The 15291-nt window shown below is 59.3% G+C and carries 18 protein-coding genes; 11 read left to right on the forward strand and 7 right to left on the reverse strand.

The genetic code is table 11. The features are described from left to right. The first annotated feature begins 72 nt into the window (after positions 1-72). From HY2_RS07405 to HY2_RS07415, 3 genes are read left to right on the forward strand one after another with little or no spacing between them, the layout of a single operon-like run. Positions 73-699 carry an LON peptidase substrate-binding domain-containing protein gene (locus HY2_RS07405; protein WP_233346146.1) on the forward strand — a complete coding sequence of 209 codons (627 nt, stop codon included), beginning with the start codon at positions 73-75 and terminating at the stop codon, positions 697-699. An 8-nt stretch (positions 700-707) separates the two neighbouring features. Next, complete coding sequence (locus tag HY2_RS07410) at positions 708-944, forward strand: Trm112 family protein (RefSeq protein WP_034826235.1); 237 nt, start codon at positions 708-710, stop codon at positions 942-944. After that, the gene (locus tag HY2_RS07415; protein WP_034826236.1) at positions 941-1258 is read left to right on the forward strand and encodes a gamma-butyrobetaine hydroxylase-like domain-containing protein; all 318 of its coding nucleotides are present in this window, start codon (positions 941-943) and stop codon (positions 1256-1258) included. The genes HY2_RS07410 and HY2_RS07415 overlap by 4 nt, the downstream gene beginning before the upstream one ends. Here HY2_RS07415 and HY2_RS07420 read toward each other — a convergent pair. Beyond that, the gene (locus HY2_RS07420; protein ID WP_034826237.1) at positions 1255-2493 is read right to left on the reverse strand and encodes an FAD-dependent monooxygenase; all 1239 of its coding nucleotides are present in this window, start codon (positions 2491-2493) and stop codon (positions 1255-1257) included. The genes HY2_RS07415 and HY2_RS07420 overlap by 4 nt on opposite strands. A 215-nt stretch (positions 2494-2708) precedes the next feature. Between HY2_RS07420 and amt the strand changes: the two genes are divergently transcribed. Further along, entirely contained in the window at positions 2709-4103 is a 1395-nt protein-coding gene (gene amt / locus HY2_RS07425; protein WP_034826238.1) for an ammonium transporter, read from the forward strand. Between the two features lie 111 nt (positions 4104-4214). On the opposite strand, the gene HY2_RS16755 is transcribed toward amt, so the two are convergent. Beyond that, positions 4215-5216 carry a fasciclin domain-containing protein gene (locus HY2_RS16755; protein ID WP_051594827.1) on the reverse strand — a complete coding sequence of 334 codons (1002 nt, stop codon included), beginning with the start codon at positions 5214-5216 and terminating at the stop codon, positions 4215-4217. Positions 5217-5296: 80 nt separating this feature from the next. On the opposite strand from HY2_RS16755, the gene HY2_RS17780 reads away from it, so the two are divergent. After that, positions 5297-5425, forward strand: coding sequence for a hypothetical protein (locus HY2_RS17780; protein WP_267895817.1), 129 nt, complete (start codon positions 5297-5299; stop codon positions 5423-5425). Between the two features lie 58 nt (positions 5426-5483). Then, positions 5484-7943, forward strand: a complete 2460-nt coding sequence (locus tag HY2_RS07435; RefSeq protein WP_034826239.1) for a DNA translocase FtsK — start codon at positions 5484-5486, stop codon at positions 7941-7943. Between the two features lie 64 nt (positions 7944-8007). On the opposite strand, the gene treF is transcribed toward HY2_RS07435, so the two are convergent. The 3 genes from treF to HY2_RS07450 are packed head-to-tail and all read right to left on the reverse strand — an operon-like array spanning position 8008 to position 11217. Then, positions 8008-9660 carry an alpha,alpha-trehalase TreF gene (gene treF / locus HY2_RS07440; protein WP_081814976.1) on the reverse strand — a complete coding sequence of 551 codons (1653 nt, stop codon included), beginning with the start codon at positions 9658-9660 and terminating at the stop codon, positions 8008-8010. Positions 9661-9664: 4 nt separating this feature from the next. Then, positions 9665-10681: an aldo/keto reductase gene (locus tag HY2_RS07445; protein WP_034826240.1), complete on the reverse strand. Its 1017-nt coding sequence runs from the start codon at positions 10679-10681 to the stop codon at positions 9665-9667. A gap of 38 nt (positions 10682-10719) precedes the next feature. After that, positions 10720-11217 carry a prolyl-tRNA synthetase associated domain-containing protein gene (locus HY2_RS07450; protein ID WP_034826241.1) on the reverse strand — a complete coding sequence of 166 codons (498 nt, stop codon included), beginning with the start codon at positions 11215-11217 and terminating at the stop codon, positions 10720-10722. Positions 11218-11275: 58 nt separating this feature from the next. Here HY2_RS07450 and HY2_RS07455 point away from each other — a divergent pair, with 58 nt between their 5' ends. Continuing rightward, positions 11276-12010 (forward strand): DUF6065 family protein, encoded by a 735-nt coding sequence (locus HY2_RS07455; protein WP_034826242.1) that lies wholly within the window; start codon positions 11276-11278, stop codon positions 12008-12010. Positions 12011-12061: 51 nt separating this feature from the next. Here the strand turns inward: HY2_RS07455 and hisE are convergent, their stop codons facing one another. Then, positions 12062-12409: a phosphoribosyl-ATP diphosphatase gene (gene hisE, locus HY2_RS07460; RefSeq protein ID WP_051594829.1), complete on the reverse strand. Its 348-nt coding sequence runs from the start codon at positions 12407-12409 to the stop codon at positions 12062-12064. A 112-nt stretch (positions 12410-12521) separates the two neighbouring features. Between hisE and HY2_RS07465 the strand changes: the two genes are divergently transcribed. Next, complete coding sequence (locus HY2_RS07465) at positions 12522-13334, forward strand: crotonase/enoyl-CoA hydratase family protein (protein WP_034826243.1); 813 nt, start codon at positions 12522-12524, stop codon at positions 13332-13334. Positions 13335-13365: 31 nt separating this feature from the next. Here the strand turns inward: HY2_RS07465 and hisF are convergent, their stop codons facing one another. Then, a complete protein-coding gene (gene hisF, locus HY2_RS07470) occupies positions 13366-14127 on the reverse strand; it encodes an imidazole glycerol phosphate synthase subunit HisF (protein ID WP_034826245.1) in 762 nt (253 codons plus the stop codon). A gap of 150 nt (positions 14128-14277) precedes the next feature. Here hisF and HY2_RS07475 point away from each other — a divergent pair, with 150 nt between their 5' ends. The 3 genes from HY2_RS07475 to HY2_RS07485 all read left to right on the forward strand — a co-directional run bounded on the left by HY2_RS07475 (position 14278) and on the right by HY2_RS07485 (position 15140). Then, the gene (locus tag HY2_RS07475) at positions 14278-14496 is read left to right on the forward strand and encodes a hypothetical protein (RefSeq protein WP_034826248.1); all 219 of its coding nucleotides are present in this window, start codon (positions 14278-14280) and stop codon (positions 14494-14496) included. Positions 14497-14664: 168 nt separating this feature from the next. Next, a complete protein-coding gene (locus HY2_RS07480) occupies positions 14665-14874 on the forward strand; it encodes a hypothetical protein (protein WP_034826250.1) in 210 nt (69 codons plus the stop codon). A gap of 74 nt (positions 14875-14948) precedes the next feature. Next, positions 14949-15140 carry a hypothetical protein gene (locus tag HY2_RS07485; RefSeq protein ID WP_034826252.1) on the forward strand — a complete coding sequence of 64 codons (192 nt, stop codon included), beginning with the start codon at positions 14949-14951 and terminating at the stop codon, positions 15138-15140. The last annotated feature ends 151 nt before the right edge of the window (positions 15141-15291 follow it).

Consider the following 15291-nt stretch of genomic DNA (forward strand, 5'->3'; position numbering starts at 1 on the left):
CCCACATCTGTCTCACGTAATAAATTCAACAAGCGAGACAGTCAGGCGATGAGCCAGCACCCCATCAGGACAATGTCAGACCTGCCAACTGAGCTGCCGGTCTTTCCCTTGCCCGGTGCGCTGCTGTTCCCGAGATGGCAGCTGCCGCTGAACATATTTGAACCGCGCTATCTGAACATGATTGACGATGTCATGCAGGAAGAGCGCGTCATCGGCATGATTCAGAGCATGGGCGGGCCAAAATCACGCCCCCATCTTGCCCATACTGGCTGTGCCGGCCGGATCACGGCATGGTCAGAGACAGGCGATGGCCGCTACCTGATTACGCTGACGGGCGTTGCCCGCTTTGATGTGAAGGAAGAGCTGTCTGTTACAACGCCTTACCGTCAGGTAGTGGCAGAATGGTCGCCTTATGAGGATGACCTTTATGAGGTCGCGCCGTCTTCGATGCCGGATAGGCAAAAGCTGGTCCGGGCGTTGCGAGAGTATACAGATGCCAATGGCATGGCGACCGACTGGCTTGCGGTTGAGGAGGCGCCCTTGGAAACGCTGATCAATGCGCTCTGCTCGGGCTGTCCGTTCTCCGTCATTGAAAAGCAGGCGCTGGTTGAGGCGCAGACCTTGAAAGATCGCGCGGAAACGCTCATCACGCTTCTGGAAATGGATGTGTCCGGCTCCAATGGCGGCACGCTGCAATAGGATATCCGATGACGGACGAAAAAGACCTCCCACGTGACAATACGTCTGGTGTCGATCCGCGCCTTCTGGAAGTGCTGATTTGTCCGGTCACCCGTCAGGGGCTGACTTATGACCGCGCCGCGAATGAGTTAATCTCTCCCAAGGCGCGCCTCGCCTATCCGATCCGCAACGGTATCCCGATCATGCTGGCGGAAGAAGCGCGCGATCTGGATATGGCTGCGTCTGAGAAAGGGCCGTCTGAATGAGCGCCGCACCCTGGCCGACCCGTTTGGCCTTTCGCAAGTCAGCCGCGGAACTGGCTGTTCAGTTCGATGACGGCGCCGCGGGTACTATTCCCTATGTGACCCTTCGCAAGGAAAGCCCGTCCGCTGAAGTGCGCGGGCATGGCGGGGGGCCACCTCCGCCCCAAGCACCTGTTCCGGCAGACATCAGCGTCACAGGTGCAGATCCGGTCGGGCGCTACGCTGTGCGCATTCATTTTTCCGATGGCCACAATTCCGGCCTCTATACCTGGGGCCAGCTGAGACAGCTTGCAGTGGGTGATACGGTCGGGGCCTAGCGCATCAGGCTCGGCTGATGGGTCTGATCGGCGCTTGCCTGACGGGCCATGGCGCGGCGCAGCGGCCCAATCTTGTTGGCCGCCGTCAGGGCAAGTCCGCGAAAAGGCTTCAGAAGGGCGCTGTCATTCGAGAAGGCCCGGTCCACACCATCCATGAACATGGCAGAGGCGGCAGCATCGAAGCGGCGCCACTTTTCGTATTTCTCCAGCATCACATCAGATCCCGGATCCAGGCCCGTATCACGCGCTTCGCACATCACATCGATTAGAGCGCCGACATCCTTGATGCCCAAATTCAGTCCCTGCCCGGCCAGCGGATTGATGCGGTGGGCAGAATCACCCAACAGCGCCGTGCGCGGGCCCACCATACGGGTCGCAAGCTGCATCACCAACGGATAGGCGGAAACAGGCCCGACAATCTTCATCGGGCCGGCAAAATCAGCAAAGCGTCCATTTAGCTCGGCCTCGATATCCTCGACCGGTAATTCAGCCAGAGCCTCGGCTGCGCCGCGTTTCATGTACCAGGCAAGATTTGCCTGATTGTCAGGCATCGGCAGCGTGGCGAACGGGCCTTCTGGTGTGAACAATTGCCGCGCGACACCGTGGTGAGGGCTGCTGAGCTGCACATTGGCGGCAAAAACGGACTGTTTGTAGTCATGTCCTTCGGTCTTGATGCCTGCATCGCCGCGCACGGCAGACTTCATGCCATCACAGGCAGCGACGAGTCCGGCTTCAATCGTGCGGCCTTCGCTCAAGGTCAGGGTTGCCCCTGCGGCATGTGTCTCCATGCGTTCAAACAGCGTGTTGCGCAGCCAGGTTAGGCTGTCTGTTTCGGCGCAGAGCTTGTCCAGCGAAGCCTGCAAGGCGCCGGCCGGAACCATCTGGCCAAGCGGCTCTCCATCATCGTCTTCCGGCAAGTCTTCATTTGTAAACAATACAGAAGGGCGGCCAAACACGTGTGTGCCGCCATCAATGGCTTCCAGGCCATTCAGGGGCTCGATCAGCTCCATAAGATCCGCTGTTGCGCCTGTCGCGCCCAGCAATCGCCAGCTGCCGCGCACAATCGCAAATGTCCTCGTATCCGGACGGGGCGTGATGTCCGGATTGCGGGCATCTATCAGCACAACTGAAAAGCCGCGCTGCGCCGCCAGGATGGCGAGCGATGTTCCAACTGGCCCTGCCCCTACGACGGCAAGGTCATACTTACGGTCAGACTCTGCATGAGGTGTTTTCATGCCCCTTAGGTAATCCACGTCCGGGCATGCGTCTAGCGATGACGCAGATTTGGGCGATTGGCCGCAACGCTGCCCATGCTTTGACCATGCGGGGTGAGAAAAACCTGTCACACACGCAGCCCGTGCGACTTTCCTGCGTGGGCGCAATCATATCGGTTCTGGGAGAGCGCGGGGGGTCCCACGCTCTGAAGTCTTGATGACGAAGGAGGGGCCAGATGGGCCATAAACTAAACAACTGGATACGCGGCGCGGCGCTGTTGCCAGCCGCACTGATGGTGGGGGCAGCAGCCTACGCCCAGGAAGCAGATTTGGAATCACGCCTCGCGGCACTGGAAGAAACTGTTACAGGCAGTGCTTCGGCATATGTTGATAACAGCTACCTGTTCCTGATCGGCGGCATCATCGTAATGTTCATGGCCGCCGGGTTCTGCATGCTGGAAGCGGGCCTTGTCCGGTCCAAGAACGCGGCCATGCAGTCTACCAAGAACGTGGCCCTCTACTCCGTTGCCGGCCTCATGTTCTGGATTGTCGGCTACAACATGGCTTATCCGGGCGCGACGACGCTTGGCGGCCTTCTCGGCACGACGCCTGGACTGTGGAACGGCGGCGACCTCAGCGTTGAAAGCGATGCAGGCTACGCACCGGCTTCCGACTGGTTCTTCCAGATGGTCTTTGTTGCAACGGCAGCGTCCATCGTCTCCGGTACGATTGCCGAGCGCGTCAAAATCTGGCCGTTCCTGATCTTCACGGCTTTCCTCACCGCGTTCATCTATCCGATCGTGGCATCCTGGGAGTGGGGCGGCGGCTACCTCGACTCTGAATGGGCCTTCTCTGACTTTGCAGGTTCTACGCTGGTGCACTCCACCGGTGGCTGGGCGGCGCTCGCGGGTGCCCTGATCATCGGCCCGCGGATCGGCAAGTATTTCGGCAAGCAGGTGAACCCGATGCCGGGCAACAACATCCCGCTCGCTGCACTCGGTACATTCATCCTGTGGTTTGGCTGGTTCGGCTTCAATGGTGCCTCCCAGCTCGCTGCTGGCACAGCTGCTGACATCAACTCTGTCAGTCAGATCTTCGCCAACACAAACCTGGCTGCGGCTGGCGGCGTGATGGCGGCCATGGTCACCACGGCCCTGCTCTACAAAGGCAAGATCGACGCAACCATGGTCTTCAACGGTGCGATTGGCGGTCTCGTCTCCATCACGGCTGAGCCGCTGGCTCCGTCCATGGGCGCGTCTGTCCTGATCGGTGCTGTTGGCGGTGTCCTGGTTGTCGTGACCGTTCCGCTGCTCGACAAGCTGAAAATCGACGATGTCGTCGGCGCCATCCCGGCCCACCTTGTGTGCGGTATCTGGGGCACGATGGTCGTCGCAGCGTCTTACGGCAACCACATCATGCCGGTCGAAGTTGAGGGAGAGATGCAGGTCAGCTACCTGGGTCAGCTCGTCGGTGTCGTCCTGACGGGGGTGTTCGTCATGGCAGCCTCCAGCGCCATCTGGTTCGCCCTCAAATTCACGCTGGGCCTGCGCCCGAGCGCGGAAGAAGAGGAAATGGGTCTCGACAAGGCAGAAATCGGCCTCGAAGCCTATCCGGAATTCACGAACGGCTAAGCCAGCTTCGTATCTCCCAAAAGGAAAGCCCCGGCAGAGTTATCTGCCGGGGCTTTCTCTATTCAGGGCCGTAGGTGTGGTTGGACCGGCCCCAAACAGGCAGCGGCGCGATTATTGCTGCTCTGGTTCGTCTTCAGGAATGATCACCGTATCAACGGCATGGATCACACCATTGGAGGCAACAATGTCAGCGCCGATGACTGCAGACTGATCCGCTTTCACGCTGTCGCCTTCTTTCTCAACCACCAGATTGGTGTTGGCCAAGGTCGTGACGGTCGTGTCGCCTTCCGCAATGTCCCCGCTCATGATTTCGCCTTCCACGACATGGGCTTTCAGGATCATCGCCAGCTTGTCATTGGCTTCACCGGATTTCAGCTTGGCCAGGGTTTCCGGGTCCAGCTTGTCAAAGGCCGCATTGGTCGGCGCAAAGACCGTCCATTCGCCGTCGGCATTCAGCTTGTCAGCCAGACCAGCCTGTTGAACCAGTGTGACAAGCGTGGTGAAGCGCGGGTCTTCTGCGGCCAGTTCGCCGATCGTGCCCTGCATGGCCAGATCACTCATGGCATCAATTTCGGAGGCATATTCCGGTCCGCCCACAGCGGTAACATCCTCATCCACGTCTGCGTCTGCCGTCATTGCGACATCGACGTCCATCTCTGGCGATTCAACATCCGCCGTCATTGTCGTGTCAGATTCGATCATCTCGCTTGGCGGGGTGTCCATTTCGTCAGAGGCATAGACTTCGCTTGTTTCGGAATCCATTTCTTCTGAATTCACCTCGGCGGAGGCCATGGTTTCTTCTGATTGAGTGGTCACCGTCATATCGGCGTCTGCCATCACCTCGGCTTCCGCAGGCGTCTCCTCGCTATCCTCCGTCACCTCGACAATCACCTTTTCGGCGTTTTCAGCATAGGCTTCCGGTTTTTCCAGGGCCTGAAGCTGAACCGCGTTCAGTTCATCAACCTCCAGATCATCAAGCGCCTCTTCATTTTCTGTCGCTGTGACAGCAGCGGAGGCGTTAATTTCTGTGCTGCTTGTGTTATTTTCTTGTGCGGTCGCGGACATACCCGTTAACAGGGCGATGGTCGCTGGAATGATCAGTGTGCGTCTCATTTTGGTGTCTCCTCTTGAACTACTGTCTTGCCTGACCAATAGCCAGAAAGCCCCGTAGTTCCGGAGATTACAGGGAATACATGTTCGGAAACGACGTTTTGGAACGGCTATTGCTTGAGGTAGAAATGCTGCTTTCTGCAGCAATTGATGGCTTCCCAGAAGTTAACAAAGCCGCTGCAAATCCTTTTTCGGCGTTTGCCGGGCGTTAAGCGTGTTGAGGCAGGGTGCAGGTTCCCAGACAACACAGATGGAGCCTGGCGTCCCCCCATGACAGATTATGTATATACCGATGACGATAGCCCGAGTGTCAGCGATCCGGTTTGGCGGATTCTGACGGGGGCGGCCGCCTTCGGTCTGGGGGTGTTTATCTGCGGTAGTGTTGGCTCTTATGTGCCGAGCGACCCCAGCTGGAATGTTGCCACTGAATCCGATGTCCAGAATTTGTTTGGCGGGGCAGGGGCTATCTTTGCGGACTTTTCCCGTCAGACACTTGGCTGGTCGGCCTGGACTGCAGGTCTGGCGCTGATGATCGGCGGCGCCATGCGCACGGTTCTGATTGGTGCACCGCGCGTTCGTCGCTGGCTGATGGGCCTGATGTTCGTGCCGCTGTCTGCGGCCTTCTTTGCGGCCTGGCCGGTGCCACAGAGCTGGCCGCTCTCTGCCGGGCTGGGTGGTATCGTTGGGGATGCCCTTTTCTATTATGCCTCCATGCCCTTCCGCGCGCTTTTGCTGCCGTCACCCAATGTCTGGGCTGGCGTGCTGCTGGGCATCCTGGCTGCCTGGACGGCCTTGTCCGCGCTCGGCTTCCGCCGCGATGACGCCCACCTCCTGAAACAGGCCGCGACCAATTCCGGTCGCCGTGCGGCCCGTCAGGCCACGGGGGTCGGCGGCTTCCTGATCTCCGTCATCGGCGCAATCCTTCCACGCCGCAAAGTGGCAGAGGACTACCTCGAAGAAGAGGATACTGACGATCGCGCCCGCGTCATCAAGACCGATGACAGCTATGAAGAAGATGACAGCTATGTCGACGACTATGAAGACGATGAGGATGATTTCGAGGAAGACGAAACGTTGCTCGAAGATGACTATGAGGATGATGAGGAAGACGAAGTCGAAGATATGCGTCCGCCGCGCTTCGCTCTGCCGATGACGAATTCCCGTCAGGCTTCCCGTCCGAAAGTCACCAAGAATGACCGCCGACGCTCCTCCAGTCGGCTCCCGTCCATTGACCTTCTGCAAATGCCGGAAGAGCGCGGCGACACGGTTGACGAAGACGCCCTACTGCAAAAGGCGGCGCGCCTGACCGAAGTGTTAAAGGAATTCGGCGTGCGTGGACGCATCAAGGAAGTGCGCCCCGGCCCGGTGATCACCCTGTTCGAAATGGAGCCGGCTCCGGGTGTCAAATCTTCCCGCGTGATCTCGCTCGCAGACGATATCGCTCGCTCCATGAGCGCCATCTCTGCCCGTGTTGCGGTTGTGCCTGGCAAGAACGCGATCGGTATCGAACTGCCGAACGAAGACCGCGACACGGTGTTCCTGCGCACATTGCTGCAATCGGAGGCCTATGTTGGCACCCGCGCCAGCCTGCCCATGGCGCTCGGTGAGGACATTGGCGGCGTGCCGAATGTTGTTGATCTCGCAAAGATGCCTCACCTGCTGATCGCCGGTACGACGGGCTCTGGTAAGTCGGTCGGCGTGAACGCGATGATCCTGTCCCTGATCTATCGTCACACGCCGGAACAGTGCCGCTTCATCATGATCGACCCGAAGATGCTGGAACTCTCCATCTATGAAGGCATTCCGCACCTGCTGGCACCGGTTGTGACCGATCCGAAGAAGGCGGTGAATGCGCTGCAATGGACTGTCCGCGAGATGGAAAGTCGTTATGAGCTGATGTCCAAGGCAGGCGTGCGTAACCTGGCAGGCTTCAATGACAAGGCCGCCAAGTATCGCAATAATGGCGAGACCCTGACCCGCAAGGTACAGACCGGCTATGATGAGCGCGGCAAGCCGACCTATGAGACGGAAATGCTGCCAACGGACCATATTCCGAACATCGTGGTTGTGATCGACGAGATGGCAGACCTGATGATGGTTGCCGGCAAGGAGATCGAAAGCTGCGTGCAACGCTTGGCCCAGATGGCTCGTGCGGCCGGCATCCACCTGATCACCGCCACGCAGCGTCCATCGGTTGACGTGATCACAGGCACGATCAAGGCGAACTTCCCGACACGGATTTCTTATATGGTCACCACCAAGATCGACTCCCGGACGATCCTGGGCGAACAGGGTGCGGAACAGCTGCTTGGCATGGGTGACCTGTTGTATCAGGCCCCAGGTAAGAAATCCCAGCGTCTGCATGGTCCGTTCGTATCTGATGAGGAAGTCGGCAGTGTGGTCGAATGGCTTCGTGACCAGGGCGAGCCGGACTATGTCATGGACATTCTCGAATCGCCGGATGACGGCTCCACCGGCTCTGCTGTGATGGACGCCATGCTCGGTACCAGCACGGGCGATGAGGAAGATGATCTCTACGCCCAGGCCATCGCTATTGTTGTGCGCGATCAGCGGGCCTCGACCTCTTATCTTCAGCGCCGCCTGAAGATCGGTTACAACAAGGCTGCAGGCCTGATTGATCGGTTGGAAGAAGAAGGCGTCATTTCCGCGCCCAACCATGCAGGCAAGCGCGAAGTTCTGGCCAGCAACCGCGCGAGTGACGCCGCCTGATCAAAGGCTTTGGTGGGCGTTAAAGGGGCAAACCCCCGTCCGACATTAGAAGCGGGCGGGGGTTTTATTTTGTCTGGGCATAACGCTCGCAGGTCTCACCCGGCATCGTGTCTCCGTAGGCAGAGTAATTGGGGTTCGTGTCGATGAGTGCGGCGGTGACGCCATTCGTCCAGCCAAACCCGTCCTGCAACGGATATTCACCGCCGCCACCAGGGCGCACCGTGACGACATCATATTTCTCCACCAGTTTGCCGGTCTCACAATATGTGCGCGATACAGTGGTCAGCCAGCGTTCGGCGATGTCATCGGCCAGGGGCACATGGCCATAGTCTTCCAGTCCCTTTACCGCGATCCAGTGCAGCGGCGCCCATCCATTTGGCGCGTCCCATTGCTGGCCCGTATTCAGCGGTGTGGTCATCAGCCCACCCGGCGCGAGCAAGTGCTCAGCAGTATAGGCCGCCGTCCTGTCGGCTTGCGTCTGTGTCGCGAGGCCCAGGAAAAGCGGATAGAGACTGGCGGCAGAATCGCGCTGCGTTGGCACAGTGGCGTCCAGATCATAATCGCCAAAAACGCCGCGCGCCTCATCCCACAGCCAGATATTCATGGCAGCCTTGCGCGCCTCGGCCTTTGCCATGAAAGCTGCATTGCAGACCGGATCTTCTGCCTGCTCACATCCAGCGGCAATCGCCAGCTCCAGTCCATAGAGTAAAGCGTTCAGATCCACCGGAAGAATGCGCGTCGTCTGAATGGTCGAAAGGTCCTTCGGGTCTTCCAGCCAGCGGGAAGAGAAATCCCAGCCGCTTTCGGCCCCTGCCCTCAGCTCACGGTAGAGTTCGGCTTTAGGCCGGTCTGACTGGTGGGCGGTTTCGGTATCCTGAATGAAGGATTCGTCACGCGGTACATCGCGCCCGTCCCAATAGCGGTTCAGCACGTTGCCATCCTGCAGGGTGACCGCCCGCTCGCCTTGCATCCAAAAAGCATATTCTGCTTTCAGCTCCGGCAGATAATCAGCCCATGCGGCGGCTTCGTCTCCGGGCGAGAGTAATCCTACCATGGCGAAGAAGAAGGGCGGCTGCGAGCGGCTGAGATAATAGGTGCGATTGGCATTCGGGACATGCCCTGTTTCGCGGATAAGCCACGCGAAATTGTCGACCATGCTCTGCTTGATGTCATCATGGCCGGGCCCCAGCCCGGTCATTGTGAAATAGGCGTCCCAGTAATACACTTCGCGAAACCGTCCGCCGGGCACGATATAGGGATGAGGCAGCGGAATGAGCGATGTGACGCGCACCGAATCATCAGCATTGCGCGTCAGATGAGGCCAAAGCGCCTCTATATGCTTGCGGAGAGACAAATCTTCCGCCAAAGCAACATAATCTGTGATCGGATTATTATCCGGAAGGTCAAAATAGGTGTCAATGAACTCTGCCAGGTCTTCCCGTGTCTGCGGCCGGGCCTCGGCATAGGCTTCATTGATCAGCGGCGGCGGCAATTTGGGCTTGGCATCCACCCAATCCTTCGGATCGACAAGCCCGCTAAGCGCGACCCTCTGGAAGAGTCCCGGATAGGCCAGCGACGGCGGATCACGCTCCGCTAGCGCAGAGGGTTGCAAGACAGGCTGTGCCGGAATGACGGCAACAGGTGTGACCTGCTGGCATGCGTTGAGGAGAAACGCCGCCAGCCCGATCAAAACTCCGTTTCGTCCCTGCGTCGCCATCGCCCTATCCCATGGGGTACATGATGTCTTTGGCGACCGCGTCACAGGCCTTCATCACATCATCTGTCAACGTCATGTCAGACGCGGCCAGAATATCCGCCAGCTGATCATAGGTTGAGACACCGACAATGGTGGAGGCAACAAAATCATGCTGCTTGGACCAGGCCGTGGCCAGCGTGACAGGCGCCATGCCGGCCTCCTTGGCAATTTCCATATAGCGGCGGGTCGCTTCCAGGGATTTCTCGTTCACAAAGCGCTCGGCCATGACGCTCTGGCGTCCGCCCATCTTCAGATAGTTGGAGAACCGCGCCCCATCCGGCCGTGCGCCATTCTGATACTTGCCGGACAAAACCCCGCCGCCCAGCGGAGAATAGGGGATCAGGCTGACCCCCTCACGGCGGCAGACTTTTGCCAGCGCATCTTCAAAGCGGCGATTGTTCAGGCTGAAATTGTTCTGGATCGTCTGATACCGCACCGTACCCAGACGTTCAGATGTCTCGATACTCTTCATCAGGCCCCAGGCATCTTCATTGCTGCAGCCGACAATGCGCATTTTCCCGGCGCGGACCAGATCGTCCAGCGTCTCCATCGTCTCGTCAAAGGCCGTGCCATGGTCAGGCCAGTGCGTCTGGTAGAGATCAATATAGTCCGTCTGCAGGCGCGTCAGGCTAGCTTCGACCGCTTTGATGATATTGTGCCGGTCCAGCGCTGTCATGCCCGCGCGTTGGGACCCGCGGATCCAGCCATGGGATGGCCCGCACACTTTGGTCGCCAGGATGATGGAATCGCGGTCTTTGGTCTTCATCCAGCGCCCGAAGATTTCCTCTGTCGTCCCGGCCCATTCATCCTTGGGCGGCACCGGATAATTCTCGGCCGTATCAAAGAAATTGATACCGGCATCCAGAGAGGCATCTAGAATACGGTGGGCTTCGGCCTCATCCGTCTGGGATCCGAACGTCATCGTGCCCATGCAGATGTCGGACACATAAATGGCACTCTTGCCAAGGCGGCGGTGTTGCATCGTGTTTTCCTCAATCCTGTTCGGGCAAAGTGTAGGCGCTAAAGCTGCGTGAAGTCCACGATTACAAAATCATGGCCGGTCGCTTCAACGAATTTGCGAAAATCCGCCCGGCTGATCGCGGTCGTGCCGGTATTGGTCATCGGGTGGAAATTGACCGGTTCATGTTCCGTCAGCGCGGCATCGACCAGAAAGTGCACGCGGCCCGCCCGGTCATTCATCAGAGCAAAGGCGGTGACAGAGCCCGGCTGAACACCCAGCACCTCCTGCATCAATTCCGCCGGGCCGAAAGATAGCCGTTTCGTGCCGATCAGCTTGTGCAGCTGGTTCAGCTTTAGCTGAGAATGGGCCTCTGCCGCGATCAGCACGAGAGTACCGTCCTTGTCTTTCAGGAACAAATTCTTCGTGTGCCCGCCGGGCAGTCTGGCTTTCAGATCGCGGCCTTCCTCCACGGTGAAGGTTGGCTCATGCCAGTGCGTGCTGTGGGCAATGCCCAATTCATCAAGATAGGCGAACAGATCATCAGGGCTTGCAGTCATGGGGGCCTTTGGGCCAAGACTTGGGCCTCTCGTCAAGCACCGTTAGGACAGGCCTTCCATGCATCTCGATTGTTACAAGATCTACGACGTCGCACCGGATCTGGTGCCCGCCCGCTCCAACCGGGACTGGATGGATGCCTTTACGGATCGCCACCCCTATCGCTGCCTGCCGCTGACCATGGCGAATTCTACGGGCTGGGAACTGCTCTGCCCGATGGATATCAAGATCAAATGGAATGGCGGTCCCCGGAATGAGGATATTCAGCTGCTGACACGCGGCGACCCAAAGGCGATTTCCAGCTTTGCCGACGCGCACTTCATGCGCGGCATCGTCACCTTCCATACCGGCCATTTGTTCCGCACGCCGCCGGGCTGGGGCGTCTGGGTCACCGGCGCGCCGAACTGGCCGAAGGATGGCATCTATCCGCTGACGGGCCTGGTTGAGACTGACTGGCTGCCCTTCCCGTTCACGATGAACTGGCAGATGACAAGGCCGGGCGAGGTCGTCTTTGAAAAGGGAGAGCCCTTCGCCTTCATCACGCTGATGGAGCATAAAAAGCTCGAAGAGGTTCAGCCCGAACGCAAGCTGCTGCGCTCGAATGAGGAACTCGTGAAGGAATACACTGCCTGGAGCGAAAGCCGGGCGGACTTCAACACGCGCCTCAAAAGCGGCGAGGAAAACGCCATGAAGGAACGTTGGCAGCGCCACTATATGAAGGGCCAGAAACCCACCGGCGACAAGGCTGACAGCCACCAGACCAAACGCCGCCTGAAGCCGCCGAAAGACGTTTAGGGCCGCGACTCATCCTGAGCGTAGTCGAAGGATGAAGCGTTGCTTGCAGGACTAACCGGCCCGTCCCGCCTTTTCGTCAATGCCGCTGATGCCCTGGCGTTTTTCCAGCTCGGCGGCGACGTCATTCAGGCTTACGCCCCGTGCGCGCAGGGCCACAAAAGCATGGTACAGCACATCGGCGGCTTCGCTGGCGACACGGTCATCGCTTTCCTTCATCACGGCCTCAGCCAGTTCCTGGCCTTCCTCATGCACTTTTTCGGCGCAGGCCTCCGGCCCTTTGGACAGCAGCTTGGCCGTCCATGAGGTGGAGGCATCGCCCTCTTTTGCCCGGGCGTCGATAGTGGTGCCGAGATGCGCAAGCGCTGCAGCGAGGCGGTCGGAAGAGCCAAGATCAGTCATGCCCCGCGCCATAGCGCACTTACGCGACGTGAGGAAGCCTGACCGCTTGACCTTCCCCGCCCGACCGTCACTTTAGGCAAAGAGGAACGCCACAAGATCAGGAAAAAGAGCCATGAAAGACCGGGTCTCCATCACCATGCTGGATGACGGCATTGCCGATGTCCGCTTCATTCGCACCGACAAGATGAATGCGCTCGACACCGCCATGTTCAATGGCATCGTTGAGGCCATCGAGCAGCTGAAGACCATGAAGGGTCTGCGCGCCGTGGTTGTCTCTGGGGAAGGCCGCGCCTTCTGCGCTGGTCTCGACCTGTCCAGCCTTGGCAGCAATGAAGACAGTGACGACAAGGTCACGAAAGATCCGACCCGCAGTCTCGGCGATCGTACCAATGGCATCGCCAACCGCGCGCAATATGTCGCCTGGGGCTGGCGCGAGGTGCCTGCACCGGTAATCGCTGCGGCGCATGGTGTCGCGTTTGGCGGCGGCTTTCAGGTTCTCTCCGGTGCCGACATTCGTTTCATCCATCCCGATACGCGCTGCGCCATCATGGAAATGAAATGGGGCCTCGTGCCGGATATGGCGGGCTTTCCGCTCTGGCGGGGCAATGTTCGCGATGATGTGCTGCGGGAGCTGACCTACACCAATCGCGAATTCAGTGGCCGCGAGGCGCATGAGATGGGCTTTGCCACCCATATCTCCGACACGCCCTATGAAGACGCACTGGCGCTGGCGAAGCAGTTCGCGCAGAAGAATCCGGATGCCATGAAGGCCTCCAAGCGTCTGTTCAACATGATGCAGGACGCGACCGATGCGGAACTGCTGCAGGCCGAATCCGACGAACAGTCAAAGATCATGCGCACGCCAAACCAGATGGAAGCCGTCATGTCCCAGATGCAAAAGCGCAAGCCGGAATTCACAGATTAGATACCAGCCCGGTTCGGGCCGCAGCGGATGCCTAAAGCGGCCGCACCGGCGCGCCAGCCTCAGACAATGCCCGCCGGGCATCGGCCACCGTTGCTTCCCCGAAATGGAAGATCGAGGCCGCGAGCACCGCCGTCGCCCCGCCCTCCAGCACTGCCGGCGGCATGTCATCCACACTGCCCGCGCCGCCGCTGGCCACCACCGGCACATTCACCGCAGACGTCACCGCCTTCAGCAACGGGATGTCATAGCCGGATTTCGTGCCATCCTTGTCCATACTGGTCAGCAGGATTTCGCCGGCGCCCTTCTGCTCGGCCAGGCGCGCAAATTCCACCGCATTGATGCCGGTTTCCTTGCGCCCGCCATGGGTGAAGATCTCCCAGTGATCGCCCACGCGGCGCGCATCAATGGCGACGACCACGGCCTGCGCGCCGGCCTTCGCGGCGCAGCGGCTGATCACATCCGGGTCTGCCACGGCGGCGGAATTAATCGCCACCTTGTCCGCCCCGGCCCTCAGCAGCGCGACCATATCCTCCGCGCTGCGCACGCCCCCGCCCACAGTCAGCGGCATGAAACATTGCTCGGCCGTCGCAGAGACAATGTCCATCAGCGTGCCGCGCCCTTCATGGCTGGCGGTGATATCCAGAAAGCACAGCTCGTCGGCGCCCTGCGCGTCATAGGCTTTCGCCAGCGCCACCGGGTCGCCGGCATCTTTCAGGTCCACAAAATTGACGCCCTTCACGGTGCGTCCGTCTTTCACGTCGAGGCAGGGGATGATGCGGGTTTTCAGGCTCATGCTCCGGCTTTACCCTCCTCGGCGCCAGAAGAAAAGCGAAAGCGCCTTACCCGGCTGTAACGGAACAAGTCCGCCGGCCCATGCATTGATTAGGCGATACCCGAGGGCAAGAGGCCCCGGCGAATGAAACGAACGAAAGGAGCAAGACTCATGAAACGCCAGAACAAGCTTTTCCTTGCTGCCGGTCTCGTTACGGCAGCGGGCGCTGCCTTCGCAGGCCAGAAATATGGCCGCAAATATCTGCGCAAGCGTCGCGCGGAAAATACCGATGAAACGCCCCGTCTGAACGGCAAGTCCGGCATCCAGGCTACGCCGCGCCAGCAGGCGCCGCAAACAAAGCCACAGGGCGACCAGATGACAGCGCACTGATAACGCTTCATCCCCACGCGAAATATGGGCCGCCTTTTGCGGCCCTTTTTCGTACGCGCCATATGACAGGGAATTCATGCCAAAGCGGGTTCAGTCCGCGGCATGACGGGCGTATATTTTCCTCACATGGGCAACAGACCCATGACATAAAGGTAGAGGAGACTTCCCATGAATCTCTGGAAAACACGTATCACAGCCTCACAAACGGTCTGTGCTGATGCGCAGTCTACTATACGCCGCGCCATGCATCATGCCCGTCTCGGGACAGGTGAGTTTGACCATGATGTCAGCGCTCCGATGACTGACATGGCCCATGCCCTGCGCACACGGCGACAGATTCGCCTGATGCCCGGCCCCCGCACACGCCACGGAATATAGAGGCCCCTTGCCGGAACTCTCCTGTCAGGTGCCGCGTTTACTTTTCAGACACGAAATCTGATAGGAGACCCATCATGCAATTCTGGAAAAAAGCTGCCATCTTTACAGGCTCTGCCCTCGCCACCGCTGGCGCGGGCTATGCCGCGCGTACGCTGCTGCGCCGGTATCTCGGCCACCACACCAACACGGCCAGCCCCAAACTGATTCCCGCCGTGGCAAACCGCGTCACCAGCACGCCCAATAAACAGCGCACCGGCGCGCGCTGATACGATTTATCAAAATCAAAACACCCAAACGGGCCAGCATAGTCTGGCCCGTTTTCTACGTGCACGTAATATTGGGATAGGCACGCCCGCCCTCTCTTCCCCTCACCTTGGCGCATGCCTGGGTCCAGAGCTGCAGGTGCGGAAGTTTGTG

The sequence above is a fragment of the Hyphomonas pacifica genome, from assembly GCF_000682675.1.
GTDB lineage: Bacteria > Pseudomonadota > Alphaproteobacteria > Caulobacterales > Hyphomonadaceae > Hyphomonas > Hyphomonas pacifica.

Coding starts and splice junctions, on each gene's coding strand:
- HY2_RS07465 (WP_034826243.1), top strand. CDS start 12,522: ATGAAAGACCGGGTCTCCATCACCATGCTGGATGACGGCATTGCCGAT.
- hisE (WP_051594829.1), bottom strand. CDS start 12,409: ATGACTGATCTTGGCTCTTCCGACCGCCTCGCTGCAGCGCTTGCGCAT.
- HY2_RS07445 (WP_034826240.1), bottom strand. CDS start 10,681: ATGCAACACCGCCGCCTTGGCAAGAGTGCCATTTATGTGTCCGACATC.
- HY2_RS16755 (WP_051594827.1), bottom strand. CDS start 5,216: ATGAGACGCACACTGATCATTCCAGCGACCATCGCCCTGTTAACGGGT.
- amt (WP_034826238.1), top strand. CDS start 2,709: ATGGGCCATAAACTAAACAACTGGATACGCGGCGCGGCGCTGTTGCCA.
- HY2_RS07405 (WP_233346146.1), top strand. CDS start 73: ATGTCAGACCTGCCAACTGAGCTGCCGGTCTTTCCCTTGCCCGGTGCG.
- treF (WP_081814976.1), bottom strand. CDS start 9,660: ATGGCGACGCAGGGACGAAACGGAGTTTTGATCGGGCTGGCGGCGTTT.
- HY2_RS07485 (WP_034826252.1), top strand. CDS start 14,949: ATGCAATTCTGGAAAAAAGCTGCCATCTTTACAGGCTCTGCCCTCGCC.
- HY2_RS07435 (WP_034826239.1), top strand. CDS start 5,484: ATGACAGATTATGTATATACCGATGACGATAGCCCGAGTGTCAGCGAT.
- HY2_RS17780 (WP_267895817.1), top strand. CDS start 5,297: ATGTTCGGAAACGACGTTTTGGAACGGCTATTGCTTGAGGTAGAAATG.
- HY2_RS07420 (WP_034826237.1), bottom strand. CDS start 2,493: ATGAAAACACCTCATGCAGAGTCTGACCGTAAGTATGACCTTGCCGTC.
- HY2_RS07415 (WP_034826236.1), top strand. CDS start 941: ATGAGCGCCGCACCCTGGCCGACCCGTTTGGCCTTTCGCAAGTCAGCC.
- HY2_RS07455 (WP_034826242.1), top strand. CDS start 11,276: ATGCATCTCGATTGTTACAAGATCTACGACGTCGCACCGGATCTGGTG.
- HY2_RS07475 (WP_034826248.1), top strand. CDS start 14,278: ATGAAACGCCAGAACAAGCTTTTCCTTGCTGCCGGTCTCGTTACGGCA.
- HY2_RS07480 (WP_034826250.1), top strand. CDS start 14,665: ATGAATCTCTGGAAAACACGTATCACAGCCTCACAAACGGTCTGTGCT.
- HY2_RS07410 (WP_034826235.1), top strand. CDS start 708: ATGACGGACGAAAAAGACCTCCCACGTGACAATACGTCTGGTGTCGAT.
- hisF (WP_034826245.1), bottom strand. CDS start 14,127: ATGAGCCTGAAAACCCGCATCATCCCCTGCCTCGACGTGAAAGACGGA.
- HY2_RS07450 (WP_034826241.1), bottom strand. CDS start 11,217: ATGACTGCAAGCCCTGATGATCTGTTCGCCTATCTTGATGAATTGGGC.